Below are 18947 nucleotides of genomic sequence, written 5' to 3'. Positions count from 1 at the left end.
GAGACGTTCCCGTGCCCTAATGAATGGGAGCGCTCCCAATCCTGGTTTCGGCAGGACTGTAGAGAATGGGCAGGGGCATGACAAGACCCGAAGCAGGAACACCTTGAATCGATCGTGACGGCCTGCGTCAGGTCGACTCGCGGACCACCAGTTCCGTACGGAGGATGACGTGACGCCAGGCCACTGCGCCCTCCTCCATCTCCTCCAGGAGCAGTCGGATCATGGCCTGCCCGACCTCCTCGATCGGCTGACGCACGGTGGTCAGCCGCGGTTCGGTCCGCTGAGCGAGCGGAAAGTCGTCGAAGCCGACCACGGCGACGTCCTCGGGCACCCGGCGCCCCGCCGCGCGCAGGGCCTCCAGGGCCCCCGCGGCCGTGGTGTCCGACGCGGCGAGGACACCGTCGATGTCCGGATGCCGTTCGAGGAGCTCGGCCATGGCGCGACGCCCGCTCTCCGCCGTGAAGTCGCTTTCGGCGACGCGGGTCCGCTCGGCCTTCAGGCCCGCCAGCGCCAGCGCCTCTTCGTAGCCGCGCAGTCGGCACTGGGCGGCGTGCAGGTCGAGCGGACCGGTGATGGTGGCGATGACCCTGCGGCCCCGTTGTACAAGGTGGGAGACGGCGCTGCGCGCACCGCCGACGTTGTCCATGTCGACGTAACTGACGTACTCGTCACCGGAGCGGCGCCCCAGCAGCACGGTCGGCAACCGCGCTTCGGCGAGCATGTCCGGCAGTGGATCGCCGGCGTGTACGGACATCAGCAGGACGCCGTCGACCCGGCCGCCGCGCGCGTACTCGAGGAAGCGTTGCCGTTCGGCGTCCGAGCGCACCAGGGTCAGCATCAGCTGCATTCCGGTGTCGGTCAGGGCGTCTCCGAGCGAGGTGACGATCTCGGAGAAGAAGGGTTCCGCGAACTGCCGCCAGTCCGGCTCCGTCATGACCAGGGCGACGGCGTCGGCCCGCCGTCCGGCCAGGGATCGGGCCGCGAGGTTGGGTACGTAACCGAGTTCGTCGATGGCCTGCTGCACGGCACGACGTGTCGACTCCTTCACGCCCGCAGCGTTGTTGATGACGCGGGAGACCGTGCCTCGTCCCACCCGCGCGTGGGCGGCCACCTCCTCCAGCGTCGGTGCCCCCGGGCGTCGTCTGCCCATGCGACCTCCCCCAAGAGATCACCGATCTTACCGGCGGGAGGGGATCGCGCACACGACTTCACCAGGGGGAGCGGCTGTGAACGGCCGCTGTGCCGCCCGTTGTTGGGAGCGCTCCCGAACAGGGTGGGGGCATGGTTCCGGCCCCACAAGAAGCGCCGCGTCGGCAGGGACCGCCCTCCGCGATCCGTGCCGACGCGGGGCCGCGTTCAGGCAGTGGTGATATGGGTGTTGACCTTCCGCATCCAGTCCCGGTCGGTGTGCCACATGGGGTGGTGCGGGGCCGCGTTCGAGGTCAGGACGACGCCCTGGAAGCCTGCCGTGAGGCAGCGGTCGACGACGAACTCGGCGATGTCCTTGCCGACGGCGTCCTCCTCGAAGCGCGTCAGCAGCGGGGTGTAGCCCACGACGCCCTCACCGAGGACGGCGGGGATGCCGCGGCCGCGGGCGAACTCGGCGACGGAGTCGACCCACCCGGCCAGGGTCTCCCGCATGGACTGCCGGTGTGCCGGATAGTTCTCGTAGAGCCACAGGTCCCAGCGGTCCGGGTCGACCCAGTCGTGTGCGTAGAACAGTTCGCGCGGGATGCCGGTGGCGGCCAGCCGCCAGGGCTCGTCCGGCCGGTAGTCGTCGAAGGCGGGCGCGTCGGGGCGCAGCATGGCGGCCAGTTCGGGGGTCGGCCAGGTGGCCGTCTCGGGCGCCGCCTCGGTGCCGTGGCCGAGTCCGACCGCCTCGTACAGCGCGCCGAGCACGCCGTAGACGTAGAAGTGGAAGTGCGCGATCTGCGCCTGCTCCGGCAGGTCGTCGAGTTCGCCGGGCCAGGGCTCGCCCAGGGAGTAGGTGACGGGGATGTCCGGGTGGCGTGCCTGAAGGAGCTTCACGGCGCGTTCGAGGGGGCCGCGCAGCCGGGCGTAGTGGCCGGGGGTGCCGTCCGCCGGCACCAGGTCGCAGTTGTCGACCTCGTTGTGCACTTCGACGTAGGCGACGGGGCCGGCCAGTCCGCGCTCGGTGAGGAAGTCCAGCAGTCCGGCGAGGGCTTCGGCCACCGCCTCCGCGCGGTCGGGGCCGGGGACCTCGGCCAGGGCGCGGTGCCAGGCGTCGGTGTCGGCGAAGCTGGGGGACTGCTGGTACTCCCACGAGGAGACGATCACCTTGCAGTCGTGGCGGGCGGCCGCTTCGAAGAGCTCGACGAGCCTCTGCAGACCGTCCAGCGGGTAGCCGCCGCGCACGTCGTACCAGCGGGTGCGCTGCCCGAACTGCTCGCCCAGGCCGCGGACCTGGATGGACTCCGGGGAGGGGACGCGTCCGGAGAACAGCAGGAAGGGCATGGCGCAGATGCGCACGGTGTTGAAGCCGCGGTCCACCGTCTCGGCGAAGGCGCGGTCGAGGTCGGCGAACGGCTCGCCGGGTCCTGCCTGTGTGTACCAGCTGAAGTCCCACAGGGTGATGGCGAGCCGGCCCGTGGGCTCGCTCGTGCTGGCTTGCTGCTGTGTGGCGGTCATGAGGTCACCCGTCGTTCGTGTGCGGTAGGACGCCGTCGGCGGCTCGACGGCACCACGCTAGCTCAATTCATTAATTATGAATAATCCTTGACGAGGGTGACGGGGTTGTCCAGGCTGTGGGGCGGACGAACCCGTACGCGCATCAAGGAGCCGCCTGTCATGACCGAATCCACCCCTCCGTCCCGGCGCACCGTCGTCACGGCGCTGGGCGCGGCCGCCTTCGTCGCTCTGCCCGCTTGGCCGGAGACGGCGCTCGCGGCGGACGGCACGGCCGCGGCCGCCGCGAACGGCCCGGTGCTGGACACCCACCCGGCCACCGAGCCCTCCGGTACCCACGTGCGTGAGATCGGCGGCACCAACGTCGTCTTCCAGTACGGCGCGGTGCTCCCCTCCTTCGACGGCCGGCGCACCCATGAGCCCACCCGGGAGTACCTGTCCCTGGACAGGAAGTGGCGCTTCCGCTTCGACGCGGCCGATCAAGGACTCGACGAGGGCTGGCAGTTGCCGCACCACGACGACCGGGCGTGGGGACTCATCGACGTCCCGGCGGCCTGGGACCTGCTCGACACCCCCGGATTCGGCTCGCAGACCGCGCCGTTCGGCAAGGGCACGGCCTTTGCGGACGGTTACGCCTGGTACCGCACCACCGTCGACGTCCCCGCCTCCTGGCGTGCCCGGCATGTCCGCATCGCCTTCCTGGCCGCCGGCTACAGCGCCGAGGTCTGGCTCGACGGAACGCATCTCGGCAAGCACGAGGGCGCCAACTCCCCCTTCGCGCTTCCCGTGTCCGGGGCACTGCGGCCGGGCCACCGTCAGACGATCGCCGTGCGGGTCTTCCGCCGGGCGAGCTACACCGACTACACGGCCGCCACCGCGCAGCCGGTCACCGACGACCACGAGCTGCCCTACAAGCCCGTCGACCACTGGCCCTACGCGGGGCTGACCCGGTCGGCCTGGATCGAGGCGGTTCCGCAGGTCACCATCGCCAAACTGCTGGTGACAGCAGCGAACGGGCGTCTCGAGGCCCACGCGGTCGTCGAGAACCACGGTGCCCGCGACTTCGACGGCCGGCTCACCCTGGATCCCGGCCACGGAACCGGCGCCCGGCCCACCGGGGTCGCGGCCCGGATCGCCGCCCGGTCCGCGGGCGTCGTACGCGTCTCGCTCCGGGTCCCCGACGCCCCGCGATGGAGCCCGGCCTCACCGCACACGCTCACCGCCCGGGCCACCCTGACCGCCGGCCGGGCCTCGGGCGCCCGCGGGGACACGCTGTCCACCGTGTACGGCATGCGCGAACTGACCATCGCCGGCGCCCAGTTGCGGCTGAACGGCAAACCACTGTTCCTCAAGGGCCTCAACTGGCACGAGGAGACGGCCGCACACGGCAGGGCGATGACACCGGCCGAGTACGACCGGGAGCTGGGCCATGTGACGGCGGTGGGCGCCAACTTCATCCGCAACTGCGTCTACAACCGCCACCCGTACGTCTACGACTGGGCGGACGAGCACGGCGTGCTGGTGATGGACGACATCGACACCATGTGGCTCAACACCGCCCAGGAGCAGCTGCAGACCGAGCGCTACGGCCTCGCCCGTGCCCTGGCCCTGACCATGGCGTGGAACCAGCACAACCACCCCTCGGTGATCCTCTGGGGGCTGCAGAACGAGTCGGAGATCGACGGGGACGGCGCCCCCGTCTACCGTGCCTGGCTCGCCGACCTCAAGGCGGCCGTGAACGCGGTCGACCTCACGGCCCGCCCCGTGACCTGGGCCTCCAACACCAGCAACGACCCCGCCTTCGACCTCGCCGACGTGATCGGGTTCAACGAGTACTTCGGCTACTTCTACGGCAAGGATGCCGACCTCGGCCCCACCCTGGACGCGGTCCACGCGAAGTATCCCGACAAGCCGATCCTGATCACCGAGAACGGCACCTGGGCCGTGGCCGGCACCCACGGCGCCGCCACCACACAGGGCACGGAGGAGTGGCAGGCGGCGAGCTTCACCGCCCACTGGGAACAGGTGACCGCGCGCAGCGCGTTCGTGGCCGGGTTCACCTACTGGGTGCTCAAGGACTACAAGGAGCGGGCCGGGTACAACCAGGACTACAACGGGATCTCCGTGATGGGCCTGCTGACCTTCGCGGAGGAGCGGCCCAAGCTGGTATACGACGCCTTCCGGAAGGCGGCCGTGCCGGGCGGCGAGTGAGCGTCGAACGACTGAAGAGGGGAGGGGCGGTCCGCCCCTCCCCTTCCTGCCATCGAGCTCTCAGCCCTTCACGCTGCCCTCGGTCAGACCGCTGCGCCAGAAGCGCTGCAGGGCGACCATGGCGATCATCAGCGGGACGACGGAGACGAAGGCACCTCCGACGGTCAGCTGGTAGAGCTGGGGCTGGCGGTCGGCGAAGGACTGCCACGACGTCAGACCCAGGGTGATCGGGTAGAGCTTGGAGTCGGACAGCATGACCAGCGGCAGGAAGTAGTTGTTCCAGATGCCCACGAACTGGAAGAGGAAGATCGTCACCAGTGCGGGGGTCATGATGCGCAGAACGACGACCGTGAAGATGCGGATCTCTCCCGCGCCGTCGATGCGGGCCGCCTCCAGCAGCTCGTCCGGTATGGATGCCGCGGCGTAGATCCGGCACAGGTACACGCCGAAGGGACTGACGAAGCTCGGCAGCAGCACGGCCCAGTAGGTGTTGGCCAGGCCTGCCTTGCTGAACAGCAGGTACATGGGCAGCGCCAGCGCCGTGGCGGGGATCAGGACGCCACCCAGCACGATGTTGAAGATCGTGTCGCGGCCGGCGAAGGAGAACTTGGCCAGCGCGTAGCCGGACATCGCGGCCAGCAGCGTCGCCACGGCTGCGCCGACGCCCGCGTACAGCAGGCTGTTGGCGGCCCAGCGCAGGTAGATCGCATGGTCGTAGGTGACCACCTGGCGCAGATTGCTCAGGAACCGGGGATGGGAGAACCACAGCCCGAAGCTGCCGAACAGGTCGCCGGTGGACTTGGTGGACGCCACGACCAGCCAGTACACCGGGAGCAGGAAGTACCCGGCGGCAGCCACCAGCAGGCCGGTGACCAGGATGCGACTGCGCGCGGTGACCCCGGTGATGCCGCTGCGCGGCCTCGTGCCGTCGTCGGAGGCCGGCGTCCCGCCCCGCGGCGGGACCGTGCGGGCCGGTGTCTGGAGACTCACGCGTCCCCACCTCTCTTGTTGATCAGCCGCAGGAAACCGAAGGAGAGCGCGAACGCGGCGAGGGCGAGCAGCACTGCCTCGGCGGCGGCGAGGTGGTAGTTGTCGTTGGTGAACGCCTCGTTGTAGGCGCTGAGGTTGGGGGTGTAGGCGCTGTCGATACTCGAGGAGACGGGCTTGAGCACCAGCGGTTCGGCGAACAGTTGCAGCGTGCCGATGATGGTGAAGACCGTGGTGAGGATCAGCGCCGGGCGCAGCAGCGGCAGTTTGACGTGGCGGACCGTGTGCCACGCGCTGGCGCCGTCGATGCGGGCGGCCTCGTACAGCTCCGCGGGGATGGTGCGCAACTGGGCGACGAGAACCAGGACGTTGTAGCCGGCGAACTCCCACGTGACGATGTTCGCGATGGACCACAGAACCGTGTCTCCGCCCAACAGGTCGACCGACAGCCCCAGATGGCGCATGCCGTCCACGAGAGGGCTGACTCCCGGCACGTACAGGAAGCCCCACAGGATGGACGCGATGACCCCCGGAACGCCGTAGGGCAGGAAGAAGGCGGCGCGGAAGAACCGCACGCCTCTGGCCGAGGCGCTGTCCAGCAGCAGTGCGAGCCCGGCGGACAACGCGACCATCACCGGTACCTGGACGGCCGCGAACAGCAGGACGCGACCGATGCTGCGCACAAAGGCGTGATCGGACAACGCGTCGGCGTAGTTGCCGAGCCCCACGAAGACGGTATGGCTGCCGCCGAGCCCCAGGGCTCCGGTGTGCTCGACATCCATGACGCTCTGGTGGACGGCGTAGCCGATGGGGACGGCGAAGGTCAGTAGGAACAGCAGGAGGAACGGCGCGACGAAGACGACGGGCGTCAGATTTCTGCGGCGACGGGGCGCTCGGGTGGGCATCAGGGTTCTTTCTGGAGTCCGGAGGGGAGAACGGCGGCGGCCGTGTCGCGCCCTCCGGAGGCGGTCACTGGCCGGTGGAAACCTTCAATCCCTTCCTCTTCAGGTCCTCGACGGTCTGCTTCTGCGCCTGCTGGACCGCGGAGACGAACGTGCCCTTGCCGGCCAGGGCGGCCTGGAAGCCGTCGTTGAGGTGCTGGTAGGTGGCGTCGATCGTCGGTATCCACTTCCACGAGTTGTCGATGCTCTTGTCCGCCTCCGCGAAGACCTCGTTGTACTTCTGGCCTCCGAAGAACGAGGACGGCTTGTCAAGGGAGGAGCCCTTGTACGCGTCGTCCGCCGCGGGCCAGCCGTATCCGCCCTGCAGCAGCAGGTCGACGCTCGCGGGGTCGGTGTTGAGCCATTCGGCGAACTCCAGGGCCTCGGGGATGTGCCCCGCGCCCTTGAGGACAGCCGTGGAGGAACCGCCCCAGTTCGCGGACACGTTCGCACCCTTCGTCCACTGCGGCATGGGTGCGACCGCCCATTTGCCGGTGGTCTTGGGAGCGTTTCCGCTGATGATGGCGTCGCCCCACTGGGCGCTGACCCACGAGGTGATGCCCCCGCTCTGCAGGTCCTTGTACCAGCCGTTGGCGAAGTCGGGTTCGGTCTTGATCACCTTCTTGCTGCGCAGGTCGTCCCAGAAGGCGGCGACCTTGAGGGTCTCCGGCGAGTTGATGTTCACCGTCCAGGTGTCGCCGTTCACGCCGAACCACTTGGCGCCGGCCTGCCAGGCGAGTGCGGTGAACCAGGCGGAGTTGCCGGCGGGGAAGGTGCTGATGTACGCCTTCGGGTCGGCATCGTGGATCTTCTGCGCGGCCTGGGCGAACTCGTCCCAGGTGGCGGGCGGCGCGATGCCCCACTTCTTGAACAGGTCGGACCGGTAGAACAGGCCCATCGGACCGGACGCCTGGGGGATCGCGTAGACGGACGAGTCGAAGACTCCCTGCTGCCACTGCCAGTCCACGAACTTCGACCGGTCCTTGTCGGCGCCGTACCGGGACAGGTTCACCAGGCCGTTCTCCAGCAGGAACGAGGGGATCTCCTGGTATTCCACCTGCGCCAGGTCGGGCGCGTTGCCGCTCTTGAGGGCGGCGCGCATCTTGGCGTAGCCGCCGCTGCTGCCCGACGGGATCTTCTCCAGTTTGACGTGGATGTCCGGGTGCGTGGCGTTCCACTTGTCGACGGCCTTGTCGACACCGGGAACCCACGACCAGAAGCGCAGGTCGACCTTCTCGCCGGGCTTGACGGGCTTCTGGACCGCGGGGTCCTTCGAACCCGTCGAACCCCCGCAGGCGGAGATCAGCAGGGAGGCGGCGGCAAGGGTCACTGCGAGTGCGCCCCGGCTCCGGCGGCGGGGTGTGGTGCGGCTCATGGGGAGGAGGTCCTTCCTAGCTTCGTACTGAAGGTGCCTGATGCATGCCGGTCAGTTTCGGAGTGGTGTCACCGCCCCGTCAAGATATATTCATAATTAATTGAAACAGCTATGGTGGGCACGTAGGCAGGAGCGAGGGGAGAGCACGTGATGACGGAATGCCGCAGGATGACCGGGCGCGTGGCGATGATCACCGGTGCCGCACACGGCATTGGCGCGGCCACGGCACGCAGGCTCGCGGCCGAAGGAGCGGTGGTCGTGGTCACGGACGTGGACGACACAGCCGGTAAGGCGGTCGCGGCAGGTATCACCGACAGCGGTGGACGCGCGGAGTACGTACGCTGCGACGTGACGTCGGCCGACGACTGGGAGAACCTGGCCCGTCACGTCGCCGAGCACCACGGACGGCTGGACGTGCTGCACAGCAACGCCTTCGCCCAGCTCAACAAGCCCGCCGACGAACTGAGCGAGGCCGAGTGGGACGGTCAGATGGCCGTGCTGCTCAAGCCCGCCTGGCGGGGGATGAAGACCTTCGCGGCCATGCTGCGCGAGGCCCGCGGCTCCGTCGTGCTGACCTCCTCGGTGCACGCCGTCATCGGGCTGCCGGGCCACGCCGCCTACGCCGCCGCGAAGGGCGCACTGTGCTCGCTGGGACGGCAGTTGGCCGTCGAGTACGGTCCTGACATCCGGGTCAACACCGTGTTGCCCGGCCCCATCCTCACCGCCGCCTGGGACGGCATCCCCGAGTCGGACCGGGAACGCAGCGTGGCGGCCACCGCGGCAAGGCGGTTCGGGCAGCCGGAGGAGGTGGCGGCCGCCGTCGCCTTCCTGGCATCGGAGGACGCCTCCTACGTGACCGGTGCCGGCCTGGTGGTCGATGGAGGATGGAGCGTCATGAAGGAGTCCTCGTGAGCAGTGCGCACAGCACGTCAGGACCGATACGGAAACGGAGCACGTGGTGACCCATCCCCCCAAGGGGCTGCACGGCCAGGCCGTGGAGGAGCTGGGCCGACGCATCATCCGCGGCGACTACCCCCCCGGCTCCGTGGTGGACCCGGTCAGGTTCGAGACGGAACTCGGCGTCAGCAAGACCGTGGTCCGAGAGGCCATGCGCGTACTGGCCTCCAAGGGCCTGCTCGAGTCGAAGCAGAAGCGCGGTACGACCATCCGGCCCCGCGCCGACTGGAACCTGCTCGACAGCGACCTGCTGCGCTGGCAGGGCAGCAGCGCTCCGACCGACGGCTTCCTGGAGGACCTCGCCGAGGTCCGCGCGATCGTCGAACCCGCCGGAGCCCGCCTCGCCGCGACCCGGCGCACCGCCTCCGACCTGGACGCCATGCGGCAGGCCCTCGAGGCCATGGCCGCGGCCGGCGCGGACGCGGACGCGATGGTCGAGGCGGACCTGGCCTTCCACCGCGCCCTGCTGGAGTCCGCGCACAACGAACTGCTCAGCCGGATGGAGGTCGTCATCGAGGCCGGCCTGCGCATCCGTGACCGGATCGTGCACGGCGCCCGGCACTTCTCCGACTCCATCCCCGTGCACCAGGATCTGCTGGACGCGGTCGAGGCAGGCGATCCGGACGCGGCCGTGGCCGCCGTCGAGTCCCTGCTCGCGCAGGCGTCCCACGACCTGGCCGCCGTTCAGGCCCGGGACGACGACGCCGACGCCGCGACCGACCAGCTCCCCGAGGAAACTCCTTGAAGATAACCGGACTTGAGACGTTCCTGGTGGCTCCGCGCTGGCTGTTCCTGCGCATCGCCACTGACGAGGGCGTCATCGGCTGGGGCGAGCCCGTCATCGAGGGGCGCGCCGAGACCGTGCGCGCCGCCGTCCACGAACTCGCCGACTACCTCGTGGGCCGGGACCCACTGCGCATCGAGGACCACTGGCAGGTGCTCACCAAGGGCGGCTTCTACCGCGGCGGCCCCATCCTCTCCAGCGCCGTCGCCGGCATCGACCAGGCCCTGTGGGACATCGCCGGCAAGACCTACGGCGTCCCGGTGCACCGCCTCCTCGGCGGGCCCGTCCGCGACCGCGTGCGGATGTACGCCTGGATCGGCGGAGACCGCCCCAGCGAGGTCGCGGAGCTGGCCGAGGAGCAGATGAAGGCCGGCTTTACCGCGGTGAAGATGAACGCCTCGGCCGAACTCGCCCCGATCGACACCCCGGCACGCACCGCTGAGATCGTCGAACGCGTCGCCGCCGTCCGCGAAGTCCTGGGCGACGAGCGGGACATCGCCGTCGACTTCCACGGCCGGGCCTCCACCGCCATGTCACGCCGCCTGCTGCCCCTGCTGGAACCACTGCACCCCCTGTTCGTCGAGGAACCCGTCGCACCGGAACACTCGGGCCACCTGCGCAGCCTGGTGGAATCCACGAGCATCCCCCTCGCCACCGGCGAACGCCTCTACTCACGCTGGGACTTCCGTGGGGTCATGACCAGCGGCATCGCCGTCGCCCAGCCCGACCTCTCGCACGCCGGCGGCATCTCCGAGGTCCGCCGCATCGCCGCCATGGCCGAGACGTACGACGTCGCCCTGGCCCCCCACTGCCCGCTCGGCCCGATCGCCCTGGCCGCAAGCCTCCAGATCGCCTTCTCCGTGCCCAACTTCCTCATCCAGGAACAGAGCTTGGGCATCCACTACAACCAGAGCTGCGACCTGCTGGAGTACGTGATGGACCCCGAACCCTTCCGGTTCGAGAGCGGATACGCCGTCGCCGGCTCCCGCCCGGGTCTCGGCGTCGAGATCGACGAGAAGGCGGTCCGCCACGCCGCCGAGACCGGACACCGCTGGCGCAACCCCGTATGGCGCGGCCCCGACGGGGCGTTCACCGAATGGTGACCGCCGTCCAGCCCCTGAACACACGCACACCCGAGGAGAGCCCGCTCCCATGAACCTGGTGGAATCCCTGCGAACCCACCGCCTGCTGGCGATCGTCCGCGGCAAGGACGCCGCCGCGGCGCTGCGCACCGTACGCACCCTCGCCGAGGAGGGCATCGCGGCCGTCGAGGTCTCACTGACCACCGCCGACGCCCTGACCGTGATCAGGCAGGCCCGCAGCGAACTGGGCCCCGACGCACTCCTCGGCGCCGGGACCGTTCGCTCGGCCGCGGACGCCGCCCGCGCCGTGGACGCCGGCGCGTCCTACCTCGTCACCCCGGCACTGGTCGACGGACTCCAGCCGTACGGCGTCCCCGTGCTGATGGGGGCCCTGACTCCGACCGAGATCGAAGCCGCCCTCGCCCGGGGCGCCGACGCGGTCAAACTCTTCCCCGGCTCCCTGGGCGGACCCGGCTATCTGCGGGCCCTGCGCGATCCGTTCCCCGAGGTGCCCTTCGTGCCCGTCGGCGGAGTGGACGCGCAGACCGCCCGCGACTACCTGGACCGGGGCGCCCTCGCTGTCGGCGTCGGCTCACCCCTCGTCGGGGACGCGGCCGACGGCGGCGACCTGGACCAACTGCGCGCCCGCGCGGCCGAGTTCCGCAGGGTGGCGGCGGGGGAGACGCTGTGACCACTCCGGCCGCATCGGAAGGGGGGACTTCGGCTGCTGTTGCACCGGAGGTGGTGACGTCGGGTCCGCCGGAAGTGGTGACCTTCGGCGAGACGATGGCGGCGCTGCGGGCCCATGGCGCGCTGCGGCTCGGCGGCAGTCTCGGCCTGTCCGTGGCGGGCGCCGAGTCCAACGTCGCCATCGGCCTCGCCCGGCTCGGACACCGGGTGCGGTGGGCAGGCCGGGTCGGCGCGGACGAACTCGGCGCCCTGGTGCTGCGCACCCTGCGCGCGGAGGGCGTCGACACGGGACACGCCGTCACCGACGACACCGGCCGACCCACCGGCCTGCTCCTGACCGAACCCCGCCTGGGCACACTGACCCGGGTCAGCTACTACCGCGCCGGTTCGGCGGGTTCGGCCGTCACACCGGACGACGTACTGCCCGCGCTGGCTCCGGGATCCCGCATCCTGCATCTGACCGGCATCACACCGGCGCTCAGCGCGTCGGCGGCCGAAGCCGTCCTGGCCGCCGCCACCACCGCTCGCGAGACCGGTATCGCCGTCTGTCTCGACGTCAACTTCCGCTCCCGGCTGTGGACTTCGGACCAGGCGCGCATGGCCCTGCGGCCGCTCCTGGACCATACCGACCTGCTCATCGCCTCCGAGGACGAGCTGCCGCTGGTGCTGGAACATCCCGATGCCGACGAATCCGAGGCCGTGCACAGGCTTCTGACCGCAGGCGTCAGCGAGGTGGTCGTCAAGCGAGGCGCACGCGGCGCGACGGCCTTCACCGCCGACGGGGCGACCGACCGCGCCGCCCGACAGGTCGACGCGGTCGACCTGGTCGGCGCCGGCGACGCCTTCGTGGCCGGCTACCTCTCCGCCCTCCTGGGCGGGGCGGACATCGCGGCCCGGCTGCACCGGGCGGTCACCACCGCGGCCTTCGCCGTCGCCACCCGCGGCGACTGGGAGGGCCTGCCCACCCAGGACGAACTCGGCCTGTTCGACCAGCCCGACGGCACCACGATCCGCTGACCTGGAGACGGAACATGACATCAACGGCACTGCCGGCGACGGTCGTCGTGGACGGAGCCTACGAACTCGCCGAGGGCGGCCGCTGGATCGACGGCCGGTACGTGTACGTCGACATCCTCAGCGGCCGGCTCTTCGAACTGCGCGAGGACACCGAACCGGAGTCCGCGCGCCAACTGGCCCGACTGGACGTGGCGCTGGGTGCCGTCGCTCCGGTGGCCGGCCGGCCGGACACATGGATCGCCGCAGCGGGCACCGGCATCGCCCTGCTCACCCCCGGCGGTGTTCTGCAATGGCTTGACCGACCCGAGGACCGCACCCCGGTCCCCAGCCGGATGAACGACGGCGTCGCCGACCCCGCCGGGCGCTTCTGGGCGGGCAGCATGGCCTACGACGGGACCCGTGGCGCGGGCTCGCTGTACCGAACGGACCCCGACGGCACGGTCGTTCGCGTCCTCGACGGCCTGACCATCGTCAATGGACCCGCCTTCACCACTGACGGCTCGACCCTCTACTTCGCGGACACGGCCGCCGGCACCATCCTGCGCTGCCGGATCGACCCCGTCTCGGGTGACCTCTCCGGCGGCCCGGAGACCTTTGCCCGACTGCGTGGCGGGGAGGGAAGCCCTGACGGGATGACCGTCGACGAGGAGGGCTGCCTGTGGGTCGCGCTGTGGGGCGCCGGGGCGGTCCGCCGCTACGGCCCCGACGGCCGCCTGCTCCACACCGTGCCCGTCCCCGCCCCACATCCCACCTCGGTGTGCCTGCACCCCGAGGACCACCGGCTCTTCGTCACGACGGCCCGGTACGGGGTGACGAACCCGACAGCGGCGTCGGGCGCGCTGCTCAGCATCCCTGTCCCGGTCAGAGGAACGGTGGCCTGCTCGTGGCAGGGCGGCTCGGGCGCTGCGTGAGCCGCGATGCGTCGGGTCGTCCGAAATGGTCGAGACGGCGCGCGTCAGGATGGGTGCTCAACTCCTGGACGCCATCCGACTGACAGGCCCCAGTGGATTCCGGCGCCGGCCGTAACCGTGACGAGGACGTCGTGGCTGCTGCTGCCCAGCCCGATCTCGTTGTACGTCGTTGTGGAGGGAGTTCTCGTCACATCGAGGGCCGGAGACGCATGGGGCTGGGGGGCGGAAGAATGTGGGGCCGGCGTATTTCGCGAGGATTCCTGGCCTTCGTGCGGCGCACAGCCCGCGACGAGAGACATGCTGGAGTGGCTCCGCTGGATGTCTCGTCGCCCGAAACGGCTGATCCGCACAGCCGGTGTCAGGACCAGGCGATCTCGCCATGGCGGGAGACGAAGCGGCCGGTGCCTGCGCCGGGACCCTCGGTGGCGAGGTGGACGATCGAGTCCGTGCCCTCGGTGACGGTTTGGGGGCCGCTGTGACCGTTGAGGTCGGTCGCGGTGTAGCCGGGGTCGGCGGCGTTGACGCGGATGTCGTCGAGCCCCTTTGCGTACTGCGTGGTCAACATCGTCAGCGCCGCCTTGGACGAGGTGTACAGCGGCGCGACGACGTGCGACTCGGGCCGGTCGGGGTCGTGGGTCAGGGCGAGGGACCCCATGCCACTGCTGACGTTGACGATCACGGGGTCGTTCGAGCGGCGCAGCAGAGGCAAGAACGCGGTGGTGGTGCGGATGACGCCGATGACGTTGACGTCGAGGACGGCGCGGGCATCGGCGGCGGTGAGGTCGCCGGGATCGCCGACGGGGCCATGCACACCGGCGTTGTTGATCAGGACGTCGATTCTGCCCTCGTGCTCGGCCACGTCCACGGCCGCGGCAGCCACGGACGCGTCGTCGGTCACGTCGATCGGAACGTAGCGCGCCCCGAGCGCGGCAGCGGCCTCCTCGCCCTGTTCACGATCGCGCGCCCCGACGAGTACGGTGTGGCCGCACTCGATCAGGCGGCGGGCGGTCTCGCGACCGAGACCCTTGTTGGCTCCGGTGATGAAGGTGATGGTCATGCGTACGACTCTGATCCCGGCGACAGGGATGGACCAGGGACGCTTCGACGGTAGGAAGACCAGTACCACCCTGGCGCTTCCACGCACGACCGGGGATGCGGGAGGATGGGGATCATGCTGGCAACACCCGGAACCGGACTGGGCGCGATGATCCGCACATGGCGGGAGCGGCTGCCTCCGTCGGCTGCCGGGCTGCCGGTGGCCCGCGGTCGCCGGGCGGCCGGGCTGCGGCGCGAAGAACTGGCCGACCTGGCCGGCGTGTCGGTCGACTACATCGTGCGCCTGGAGCAGGGGCGGTCCACCACACCCTCGGCGTCGGTGGTGGCATCCCTGGCACGCGCACTGCAGCTGTCCGCCGCCGAGCGGGACCACCTGTACCGGCTGGCCCAGCTCGTGCCGCCCGCCGACGGCACGATCTCCGACCATCTTCCGCCCGGTATGCAGCGGGTGCTCGCCCGCCTCGGGGACGTGGCGGTCGCCGTGTTCGCCGCGGACTGGCAGCTGGTGTGGAGCAACCGCGGATGGACTGCCCTGCTGGGCGACCCCGCCGCCTCGCCGCCGCGGTTGCGCAACTTCGCCCGCGACAGGTTCCCGGTGGACGCCGGCCCCGCCCGCCTCGCGCTGTGGCCGGTGACCGAGGCGGACCACGACGTCACCGACGCCGCCGTCGTCTCCGACCTGCGCCGCGCCACCGGCCGCTTCCCCCAGGACACCCGCTTGGCCACGCTGATCCGCGAGCTGAACGCGGGCAACAAGAGGTTCGCCGAGCTGTGGGCGACCGGAGAGGTGGCCGCGCACCGCGAGGACCACAAGACGATCGACCACCCGTCGGTGGGCCCGGTCACGGTGGACTGCGACGTTCTGACCGACGGCGACTCCGAGCTCAAGATCGTCATCATGACCGCCGTGCCCGGCAGCGAGGACGAGACCAAACTCCGGCTGACCGCCATCGCCGGCCCACCGGCCACCACGCACAACTGATCCGACCAGGTGTCGGTCGGGCGCTCACCTTTGGGCAGTTCACCGTAGGACACCCAGTGAGGGCTCTGGCCGCGATTTTGTGATCAGCGGTGGCGACGGCTGGGGCCGTGGCATCGTGGCCGGGTGATGCATGGAGACGGTGAAGAGGAGTGGCTGGCGACCCAGCGTCCGTCGCGCGTGCGCGAGGTCCAGGCCGGGCGCCTGGCCTGGACCGAGGTCGACCTGATCGACATCGAGGGCGGGTTCGCGCATCCGTTGCGTGCCGGGCTGGAAGTCTTCGGTGTCCAGGTGAACTACCTGAAGGTCGGGCAGCCTCGACACCTGGTGGCCGCGTTGGACGGCAGCAGACCGATCGCCCCCTATGTGATCTTGTCCTGTCACGGCGACGAGGGACGCATCCTCATGGAAGACGTCGCCGAGGAACTGGCCAGGTTCCAGCCGTTCAACGGTGCCGTCGGGCCGGACCGAGTACGCGAACACTTCCAACTGCCGGGCAGCGTCACTCTCGTCACCGGATGCGACACGGGGGAGCCTGCACTGGCCGACGCCTTCCTCGACGCCGGTGCCGGCATCTACATCGCTCCCCGGGGCGCCCCCTTCGGCTATGCGAGCGTGTTCGCCCCGCTGTTCTTCTTCTACGAGCTCACCGAACAGCGCACCCCCATGGAGGCCGTCGAGCGCCTGCGCGCGCACGACGACGAACTGGCCATGTGGCACCTCTATCGACGCTGACCCGAAGGCGGCCGACGCGAAAGGGCCTTGCAGCGCCACGGGGGAACGGCGCTGCAAGGCCCTACAGCTCCGCTTGCCCACCAACGGGGAGCCCATGCACCCGTGTCAGAACATCATTGAAGTCGGCATTCCCACGGCTCGATGTCCTCTGGCGTTCACCAACGGCCAACTGGTCGGCATGCCTCTCGTCAGTATCCGCAGCAAGGTCCGTTGACGCTGGCCGGGCCCCGCGCGGGGGCGGGGCATCGGGATGAGGGAGCATCTGCTCAGCCACCGTGGCAGTCAGCCACCGTGCCGCCGTCTGCCTGCGAGGACCGTCATGCGTTCTGCCCTCCGTACCGTGCCACCCCTCCTGCTCAGTTGTCTGCTGCTGGCGGGCTGTTCATCCGTCTCGCTCGGTACGTCGGCGCCATCCGAGACGCAAAGTCCGCCGACGGGAGCGCCGGCCGGCTCCGGGCGGGCGATCGCAGTGGGGGCCGGACCGCAGAAGCACTACACGGTGCAGAAGCAGCCGGCCGCGCGCTCCTGCCACTACCGGTACCTCAAAGGGGAGCCGCTGGAGGATCCGACGTGCACACCGGGCGCGATATCCCCGGCGGTCACACAGACGAACCTGGCCTCGACAATCTGCCGCAAGGGCGGTTACACCTCCGGGGTACGCCCCTCCACGTATGTGACGGGCAAGGAGAAAAAGCTCAACGCCGCCTCCTACGGCTTCACCGGACGCATGGCGGATGCCGAGTACGACCACCTGATCAGTCTGCAGTTGGGCGGAGACCCCAACGACTACCGCAACCTCTGGGTGGAGCCGGCCGACCCCGGCCACAGGAAGGGCTCGGGGGTCAACAACGCGAAGGATCCGGTGGAGACGAAGCTGCACACCGCGGTCTGCAAGGGCACCGTCACCCTCGCCGCCGCACAGCAGGCGATCGCCACCGACTGGACCACGGCCCTGAACACGCTCCACCTGAGCTGAAGTCGGTGGTGAGGACTGAGAGCGCACGAAAAGCCCCGGCTGGACGGGGGAGACCAGCCGGGGCCGTGTGTCGTGGCGTGCGGAGGGCGGTCGCCTCTCGGCGAAAGGCTCCATGGGGCTTCAGCCGAACGATCGTCCCCATGGGCTATAGGTGAGGCCCGGGGACACTGTCCCCTCCGCCGGCCACATACAGATGAACGGCCGACCAGCTCCGGTTGTTCCCCGCCCCGAGCCGGCGACCGTTGTGAGCTGCGGCACCCAGCGACCCGGTCGGCGCTGCCACGTGACCGGGCTGCCGTCGACAAGCGCGGGAGGAGAAGGGGCCGTTGTGCCCGCGGGCACCCACCGGCGCTTCTTCCACCCCCGGCCGACGCACTGCCGCCGTACTTCGCCGGACCGTGAACTCCCTTGTCACCGGGCGAAGTCGCGGGCGTCGTGAGGATTCGACCGGCGTGCCCCCGGTCGGCCACGCTCATCTGTGACACCGCTGTGACCGGAGGTGTGGGCTCCGCCACAGCCCAAGGCGTGTTCCCCTGGTGAGGTGAGCGGATGTCGAACGCCTCCCGCACCGCTCCCGCCGTCCTCGCAGCCGCCCTGCTGCTCACCGCCTGCGGTTCCGAGACAGCCTTGTCGGGCGGGGATGCCGGCGGGGGCCCGGTCCGGGCCGGGGCGTTGTGCCCGTCGGAGTTCTCCCGGTACGGCAGTCCGCCGTCCTCGGCACCGTCCGAATCGTCCGAACCGTCCGCTGGTCCCTCCGGCACGCCGACCGCGTTACCCCTTCCCTCGGGCCCGGCCGAGAACGGCGTCAAGATCACCGCGCTGTACGCCTGGGGCCCGCAGAGCGGCTGTGCGGGAGTCTCCTACAGCGCGGACTTCGAACTCACCAACGAGCAGACGGAAGCCGCAAGGTACACGCTGACCTTCGGGTTCCTCTCAGACTCCGGAGGCCCGGTCGACAACGCGGTACGGACCGTCGGGGCCGTCGGGCCGGGACGGACCGTCAAGGGCTCCGTCGTCATGGGGGAACAGGTCGGGAACGCCCCCGAGGTGACGGGCGTAACGGTGACCAAGGTCCGTAGCGTTCCCGAGGCCGAGGCGTCGTCCGCCTCGGGAACGTGTCCGGAGTCGGGTATGCGCCTGTACGCCGACGAGGGGGACGCGGCCATGGGGCTGCGCGTCGTCGGCCTTCACCTCGTCAACTGCGGTACCCGGCCCATCCGTCTCGACGGCTACCCGAAGCTCACGATCCAGGACGAGGACCACCACACCGTGGACGGTGTACGGATTCTTCAGGGCACCGATCAGATCGGTACGGGCGTCGGTGGGGACGGCGGCCCGCAACCGGTCGCCCTGCGCCCGGGTGAGGCCGCGGTGGCCGGGCTGGCCTGGCGCAACACCACGCAGGCGGGCGAACCGGTGAACGCGCCCTACGTCCGTGTATGGGCCACGCCCGCGGCCGATCCCGTGATGGTGGTTCCGGAACTCGACCTCGGCACGACCGGAAAGCTCGGCGTCGGTCCGTGGCGGAAGGACGAGACCTACCGGGAGTCGGCCTCCACCCCGGACTTGTGAAGTCGCGCTCGGTTGTCAGTGCCGGGTG

At 70.1% G+C, this 18947-nt stretch carries 17 protein-coding genes; 11 read left to right on the top strand and 6 right to left on the bottom strand.

The window, feature by feature from the left end; all coding sequences use genetic code 11:
- Positions 1-127: 127 nt before the first annotated feature.
- Together ACGFWE_RS01520 and ACGFWE_RS01515 are read right to left on the bottom strand one after the other, a co-directional pair.
- The gene (locus ACGFWE_RS01520) at positions 128-1150 is read right to left on the bottom strand and encodes a LacI family DNA-binding transcriptional regulator (protein ID WP_393597062.1); all 1023 of its coding nucleotides are present in this window, start codon (positions 1148-1150) and stop codon (positions 128-130) included.
- 206 nt (positions 1151-1356) lie between these two features.
- Positions 1357-2649 (bottom strand): cellulase-like family protein, encoded by a 1293-nt coding sequence (locus ACGFWE_RS01515; RefSeq protein ID WP_393597060.1) that lies wholly within the window; start codon positions 2647-2649, stop codon positions 1357-1359.
- Between the two features lie 159 nt (positions 2650-2808).
- On the opposite strand from ACGFWE_RS01515, the gene ACGFWE_RS01510 reads away from it, so the two are divergent.
- Positions 2809-4857: a glycoside hydrolase family 2 protein gene (locus ACGFWE_RS01510; RefSeq protein WP_393597058.1), complete on the top strand. Its 2049-nt coding sequence runs from the start codon at positions 2809-2811 to the stop codon at positions 4855-4857.
- A gap of 60 nt (positions 4858-4917) precedes the next feature.
- Here the strand turns inward: ACGFWE_RS01510 and ACGFWE_RS01505 are convergent, their stop codons facing one another.
- The 3 genes from ACGFWE_RS01505 to ACGFWE_RS01495 all read right to left on the bottom strand — a co-directional run bounded on the left by ACGFWE_RS01505 (position 4918) and on the right by ACGFWE_RS01495 (position 8160).
- Entirely contained in the window at positions 4918-5847 is a 930-nt protein-coding gene (locus tag ACGFWE_RS01505) for a carbohydrate ABC transporter permease (RefSeq protein WP_352385273.1), read from the bottom strand.
- Positions 5844-6749 carry a sugar ABC transporter permease gene (locus ACGFWE_RS01500; protein WP_352385275.1) on the bottom strand — a complete coding sequence of 302 codons (906 nt, stop codon included), beginning with the start codon at positions 6747-6749 and terminating at the stop codon, positions 5844-5846. Before ACGFWE_RS01500 ends, ACGFWE_RS01505 begins: the two co-directional genes overlap by 4 nt.
- 64 nt (positions 6750-6813) lie before the next feature.
- Complete coding sequence (locus tag ACGFWE_RS01495) at positions 6814-8160, bottom strand: sugar ABC transporter substrate-binding protein (protein ID WP_352385277.1); 1347 nt, start codon at positions 8158-8160, stop codon at positions 6814-6816.
- Between the two features lie 168 nt (positions 8161-8328).
- Between ACGFWE_RS01495 and ACGFWE_RS01490 the strand changes: the two genes are divergently transcribed.
- From ACGFWE_RS01490 to ACGFWE_RS01465, 6 genes are read left to right on the top strand one after another with little or no spacing between them, the layout of a single operon-like run.
- On the top strand, positions 8329-9072 hold the full coding sequence (locus ACGFWE_RS01490; RefSeq protein WP_393597055.1) for an SDR family NAD(P)-dependent oxidoreductase: 744 nt from the start codon (positions 8329-8331) through the stop codon (positions 9070-9072).
- Positions 9073-9115: 43 nt separating this feature from the next.
- Complete coding sequence (locus ACGFWE_RS01485; RefSeq protein ID WP_352385281.1) at positions 9116-9862, top strand: FadR/GntR family transcriptional regulator; 747 nt, start codon at positions 9116-9118, stop codon at positions 9860-9862.
- Positions 9859-11004, top strand: coding sequence for a galactonate dehydratase (gene dgoD, locus ACGFWE_RS01480; RefSeq protein WP_393597053.1), 1146 nt, complete (start codon positions 9859-9861; stop codon positions 11002-11004). The genes ACGFWE_RS01485 and dgoD overlap by 4 nt, the downstream gene beginning before the upstream one ends.
- Positions 11005-11053: 49 nt before the next feature.
- Entirely contained in the window at positions 11054-11674 is a 621-nt protein-coding gene (locus tag ACGFWE_RS01475) for a bifunctional 4-hydroxy-2-oxoglutarate aldolase/2-dehydro-3-deoxy-phosphogluconate aldolase (protein WP_393597051.1), read from the top strand.
- A gap of 53 nt (positions 11675-11727) precedes the next feature.
- Positions 11728-12690, top strand: a complete 963-nt coding sequence (locus ACGFWE_RS01470; protein WP_393597049.1) for a sugar kinase — start codon at positions 11728-11730, stop codon at positions 12688-12690.
- A gap of 14 nt (positions 12691-12704) precedes the next feature.
- Complete coding sequence (locus ACGFWE_RS01465; protein ID WP_393597048.1) at positions 12705-13601, top strand: SMP-30/gluconolactonase/LRE family protein; 897 nt, start codon at positions 12705-12707, stop codon at positions 13599-13601.
- 358 nt (positions 13602-13959) lie between these two features.
- On the opposite strand, the gene ACGFWE_RS01460 is transcribed toward ACGFWE_RS01465, so the two are convergent.
- Positions 13960-14658: an SDR family NAD(P)-dependent oxidoreductase gene (locus ACGFWE_RS01460; RefSeq protein WP_393597046.1), complete on the bottom strand. Its 699-nt coding sequence runs from the start codon at positions 14656-14658 to the stop codon at positions 13960-13962.
- A 114-nt stretch (positions 14659-14772) separates the two neighbouring features.
- Here ACGFWE_RS01460 and ACGFWE_RS01455 point away from each other — a divergent pair, with 114 nt between their 5' ends.
- From ACGFWE_RS01455 to ACGFWE_RS01440, 4 genes are all read left to right on the top strand, one after another.
- Positions 14773-15639 (top strand): helix-turn-helix transcriptional regulator, encoded by an 867-nt coding sequence (locus ACGFWE_RS01455; protein WP_393597044.1) that lies wholly within the window; start codon positions 14773-14775, stop codon positions 15637-15639.
- Between the two features lie 126 nt (positions 15640-15765).
- Positions 15766-16371, top strand: coding sequence for a hypothetical protein (locus tag ACGFWE_RS01450; RefSeq protein WP_352385798.1), 606 nt, complete (start codon positions 15766-15768; stop codon positions 16369-16371).
- Between the two features lie 319 nt (positions 16372-16690).
- Positions 16691-17347, top strand: coding sequence for a hypothetical protein (locus ACGFWE_RS01445; protein ID WP_393597042.1), 657 nt, complete (start codon positions 16691-16693; stop codon positions 17345-17347).
- Between the two features lie 549 nt (positions 17348-17896).
- Positions 17897-18919, top strand: coding sequence for a DUF4232 domain-containing protein (locus ACGFWE_RS01440; protein WP_393597040.1), 1023 nt, complete (start codon positions 17897-17899; stop codon positions 18917-18919).
- The last annotated feature ends 28 nt before the right edge of the window (positions 18920-18947 follow it).

The sequence above is a fragment of the Streptomyces sp. NPDC048523 genome (assembly GCF_043199815.1).
Lineage (GTDB): Bacteria > Actinomycetota > Actinomycetes > Streptomycetales > Streptomycetaceae > Streptomyces.
Note: the sequence above shows the minus strand (reverse complement) of the source record. Positions and strands in the feature narration are given on the sequence as shown.